Source organism: Lentibacillus populi, from assembly GCA_014642895.1.
Lineage (GTDB): Bacteria > Bacillota > Bacilli > Bacillales > Amphibacillaceae > Lentibacillus_C > Lentibacillus_C populi.
In genome coordinates this window covers 1-5,293 of sequence record BMJD01000087.1, presented here as the reverse complement: position 1 = coordinate 5,293, position 5,293 = coordinate 1, and the positions used below count along the sequence as shown (strand labels likewise).

2 tRNA genes and 2 rRNA genes are annotated in these 5,293 nt (G+C 52.2%); all 4 read right to left on the bottom strand.

Annotation, left to right across the window (positions count from 1 at the left end):
• Nucleotides 1-4 precede the first annotated feature (4 nt).
• Nucleotides 5-3,461: ribosomal RNA gene (locus tag IEX12_RS22755) — 23S ribosomal RNA — on the bottom strand.
• A gap of 79 nt (nt 3,462-3,540) precedes the next feature.
• A tRNA-Ala gene (locus IEX12_RS22750) sits at nt 3,541-3,613 on the bottom strand.
• Nucleotides 3,614-3,629: 16 nt separating this feature from the next.
• Nucleotides 3,630-3,706 (bottom strand) — tRNA-Ile (locus IEX12_RS22745).
• 105 nt (nt 3,707-3,811) lie between these two features.
• Nucleotides 3,812-5,293: ribosomal RNA gene (locus IEX12_RS22740) — 16S ribosomal RNA — on the bottom strand; the annotation flags it as partial.

Sequence of the window (5,293 nt, the reverse complement as noted above, 5' to 3'; positions counted from 1 at the left end):
GGTTATAGTTAAGTCCTCGATCGATTAGTATCCGTCAGCTCCACGTGTCACCACGCTTCCACCTCGGACCTATCTACCTCATCGTCTCTGAGGGATCTTACCTTCCAGAGGTCAGATGTCAGAAACCGGAGGTCGGATTCATTCATCCTGAACCTTCCCAGCCAAAGCTTTTTCTCTGACTTCTGGCTTCTGAACTCTGACCTCTGGAAGTGGGAAGTCTCATCTTGAGGGTGGCTTCATGCTTAGATGCTTTCAGCACTTATCCTTGCCACACGTAGCTACCCAGCTATGCTCCTGGCGGAACAACTGGTACACCAGCGGTGTGTCCATCCCGGTCCTCTCGTACTAAGGACAGCTCCTCTCAAACTTCCAACGCCCACGACGGATAGGGACCGAACTGTCTCACGACGTTCTGAACCCAGCTCGCGTACCGCTTTAATGGGCGAACAGCCCAACCCTTGGGACCGACTACAGCCCCAGGATGCGATGAGCCGACATCGAGGTGCCAAACCTCCCCGTCGATGTGAACTCTTGGGGGAGATAAGCCTGTTATCCCCGGGGTAGCTTTTATCCGTTGAGCGATGGCCCTTCCATACGGAACCACCGGATCACTAAGCCCGACTTTCGTCCCTGCTCGACTTGTAGGTCTCGCAGTCAAGCTCCCTTCTGCCTTTACACGCTACGAATGATTTCCAACCATTCTGAGGGAACCTTTGGGCGCCTCCGTTACCTTTTAGGAGGCGACCGCCCCAGTCAAACTGCCCGCCTGACACTGTCTCCGAACCGGATGACGGTCCTGGGTTAGAATGTCCGTACAGCCAGGGTGGTATCCCACGGGTGCCTCCACCGAAGCTGGCGCTCCGGGTTCTAAGGCTCCCACCTATCCTGTACAAGCTGTACCAACATGCAATATCAGGCTACAGTAAAGCTCCACGGGGTCTTTCCGTCCTGTCGCGGGTAATGCGCATCTTCACGCATCGTATAATTTCACCGGGTCTCTCGTTGAGACAGTGCCCAAGTCGTTGCACCTTTCGTGCGGGTCGGAACTTACCCGACAAGGAATTTCGCTACCTTAGGACCGTTATAGTTACGGCCGCCGTTTACTGGGGCTTCGGTTCTGCGCTTCGCACCCATTGGCACTAACGCTTCCCCTTAACCTTCCAGCACCGGGCAGGTGTCAGCCCCTATACTTCGCCTTTCGGCTTCGCAGAGACCTGTGTTTTTGCTAAACAGTCGCTTGGGCCTATTCACTGCGGCTCCATGTAAATGAAGCACCCCTTCTCCCGAAGTTACGGGGTCATTTTGCCGAGTTCCTTAACGAGAGTTCTCCCGATCACCTTAGGATTCTCTCCTCGCCTACCTGTGTCGGTTTGCGGTACGGGCACCTGTGACCTCGCTAGAGGGTTTTCTTGGCAGTGTGAAATCAGGAACTTCGCTACTCATGTTCACTCCCCATCACAGCTTGAGATTGCTGAACGGATTTGCCTATCCAGCTCTCTTACTGCTTGGGCGCACACATCCATCGGTGCGCTTTCCTTATCCTACTGCGTCTCCCCATCGCTACATAACGGTCATGAGGTGGTACAGGAATATCTGCCTGTTGTCCATCGCCTACGCCTTTCGGCCTCGGCTTAGGTCCCGACTAACCCTGAGCGGACGAGCCTTCCTCAGGAAACCTTAGGCATTCGGTGAAAGAGATTCTCACTCTTTTTTCGCTACTCATACCGGCATTCTCACTTCCAAGCGCTCCACCAGTCCTCACGGTCTGACTTCGCAGCACTTGGAACGCTCTCCTACCATCACAGAAGTCAGATATCAGAAACCAGATGTCAGATTTACTTTAAACCCATTTTTGGATCATTGAATAAAGTTGCTTTCCTAAATCATCATACTGGTTAAACAATTCCTCGAAAGTCTCATTGTTGATATATTGAAGATCCTTAGATAATTCTAATAAAACCTTTACCTCATCTTTAGACCCCTGTGCTATCAACAAAAACCTTTTAAAATCAGCAATCGTACTTTTCTTACCATACCCTTCAGCAATATTTACGGGTATGGAAGTAGCTGCTCTTCTTAATTGACTTCCAAGTTCATACTTTTCGAAGTCTGGAAATTCTAGGGTGATTTGATGAACTTGTAACGCAAGCCGATAAGAGATTTTATAAACTCTTAATTCTTGGTAACTTTTTATCATCTTCTATTCACTCTCTTTTTCCGACTTCCGGCCTCTGATATCTGACCTCTGGATCCGCAGCTTCGGTGATACGTTTAGCCCCGGTATATTTTCGGCGCAGTGTCACTCGACCAGTGAGCTATTACGCACTCTTTAAATGATGGCTGCTTCTAAGCCAACATCCTGGTTGTCTGGGCAACGCCACATCCTTTTCCACTTAACGTATACTTGGGGACCTTAGCTGGCGGTCTGGGCTGTTTCCCTTTCGACTATGAACCTTATCACCCATAGTCTGACTCCCAAGGGGAAGTAGCTGGCATTCGGAGTTTGACTGAATTCGGTAACCCGGTGAGGGCCCCTCGTCCAATCAGTGCTCTACCTCCAGTACTCGCTATCCTTGAGGCTAGCCCTAAAGCTATTTCGGAGAGAACCAGCTATCTCCGTGTTCGATTGGCATTTCACCCCTACCCACACCTCATCCCCGCATTTTTCAACATACGTGGGTTCGGGCCTCCAGTCAGTGTTACCTGACCTTCACCCTGGACATGGGTAGATCACACGGTTTCGGGTCTACGACCGCATACTCATTCGCCCTGTTCAGACTCGCTTTCGCTGCGGCTCCGTGTCTTCCACTTAACCTTGCATACGATCGTAACTCGCCGGTCCATTCTACAAAAGGTACGCCGTCACACATCAATGTGCTCCGACTACTTGTAAGCGCACGGTTTCAGGTTCTCTTTCACTCCCCTCCCGGGGTGCTTTTCACCTTTCCCTCACGGTACTGGTTCACTATCGGTCACTAGGGAGTATTTAGCCTTGGGAGATGGTCCTCCCGGATTCCGACGGAATTCCACGTGTTCCGCCGTACTCAGGATCCACTCCGGAGGAAATGCCTTTTCAACTACAGGGCTCTTACCTGCTTTGGCTGATCGTTCCAGATCGATTCGTCTAACACATTTCTTGATAACTCCTGGTGGAGTGTCCTACAACCCCAAAAGGCAAGCCTTTTGGTTTGGGCTGATTCCGTTTCGCTCGCCGCTACTCAGGAAATCGCGTTTGCTTTCTCTTCCTCCGGGTACTGAGATGTTTCAGTTCCCCGGGTCTGCCTCCTGTATCCTATGTATTCAGATACAGGTACTGCTCCATTACGAGCAGTGGGTTCCCCCATTCGGAAATCCCCGGATCGCAGTCTACTTACGACTCCCCGAGGCATATCGGTGTTAGTCCCGTCCTTCTTCGGCTCCTAGTGCCAAGGCATCCACCGTGCGCCCTTCTTCACTTAACTATTTTCTAAGCTCTAAAAACGCTATTACGTTTGATGTCGTTGTTTGTCTTTCTCTTATTTAGTTTTCAAGGTACAAAAATGGAGCCTAGCGGGATCGAACCGCTGACCTCCTGCGTGCAAAGCAGGCGCTCTCCCAGCTGAGCTAAGGCCCCGTGACTCTCTTATAGATGGTGGGCCTGAGTGGACTCGAACCACCGACCTCACGCTTATCAGGCGTGCGCTCTAACCAGCTGAGCTACAGGCCCATCCATATGTTATATAGAAAGAGAAATTACTCTCTCAAAACTGAACCAAACAACCCAGTATGGCTTATGAAAGATGACTCTTTCACGTTCCGTAGTTATCCTTAGAAAGGAGGTGATCCAGCCGCACCTTCCGATACGGCTACCTTGTTACGACTTCACCCCAATCATTGGCCCCACCTTCGGCGGCTGGCTCCAAATGGTTACCTCACCGACTTCGGGTGTTGCCAACTCTCGTGGTGTGACGGGCGGTGTGTACAAGGCCCGGGAACGTATTCACCGCGGCATGCTGATCCGCGATTACTAGCGATTCCGGCTTCATGCAGGCGAGTTGCAGCCTGCAATCCGAACTGGGAATGGTTTTATGGGATTTGCTTCACCTTGCGGCTTCGCTGCCCTTTGTTCCATCCATTGTAGCACGTGTGTAGCCCAGGTCATAAGGGGCATGATGATTTGACGTCATCCCCACCTTCCTCCGGTTTGTCACCGGCAGTCACCTTAGAGTGCCCAACTGAATGCTGGCAACTAAGATCAAGGGTTGCGCTCGTTGCGGGACTTAACCCAACATCTCACGACACGAGCTGACGACAACCATGCACCACCTGTCTCTCTGTCCCCGAAGGGAACACGCTATCTCTAGCGCTAGCAGAGGATGTCAAGACCTGGTAAGGTTCTTCGCGTTGCTTCGAATTAAACCACATGCTCCACCGCTTGTGCGGGCCCCCGTCAATTCTTTTGAGTTTCAGCCTTGCGGCCGTACTCCCCAGGCGGAGTGCTTAATGCGTTAACTTCAGCACTAAGGGGCGGAAACCCCCTAACACCTAGCACTCATCGTTTACGGCGTGGACTACCAGGGTATCTAATCCTGTTCGCTCCCCACGCTTTCGCACCTCAGCGTCAGTTACAGACCAGAGAGTCGCCTTCGCCACTGGTGTTCCTCCACATCTCTACGCATTTCACCGCTACACGTGGAATTCCACTCTCCTCTTCTGCACTCAAGTCCTCCAGTTTCCAATGACCGCTCGCGGTTGAGCCGCGAGATTTCACATCAGACTTAAAAGACCGCCTGCGCGCGCTTTACGCCCAATAATTCCGGACAACGCTTGCCCCCTACGTATTACCGCGGCTGCTGGCACGTAGTTAGCCGGGGCTTTCTGGTGAGGTACCGTCACGGTACCGCCCTCTTCGAACGGTACTTGTTCTTCCCTCACAACAGAGTTTTACGATCCGAAAACCTTCATCACTCACGCGGCGTTGCTCCGTCAGACTTTCGTCCATTGCGGAAGATTCCCTACTGCTGCCTCCCGTAGGAGTCTGGGCCGTGTCTCAGTCCCAGTGTGGCCGATCACCCTCTCAGGTCGGCTACGCATCGTTGCCTTGGTAGGCCGTTACCCTACCAACTAGCTAATGCGCCGCGGGCCCATCTGTAAGCGATAGCCGAAGCCATCTTTCAACTTCTCCCCACGCGAGAAAAAGTATTATCCGGTATTAGCCCCGGTTTCCCGGAGTTATCCCGATCTTACAGGCAGGTTGCCCACGTGTTACTCACCCGTCCGCCGCTCGTTCCACTAGCGTCCTCCCGAAGGATTC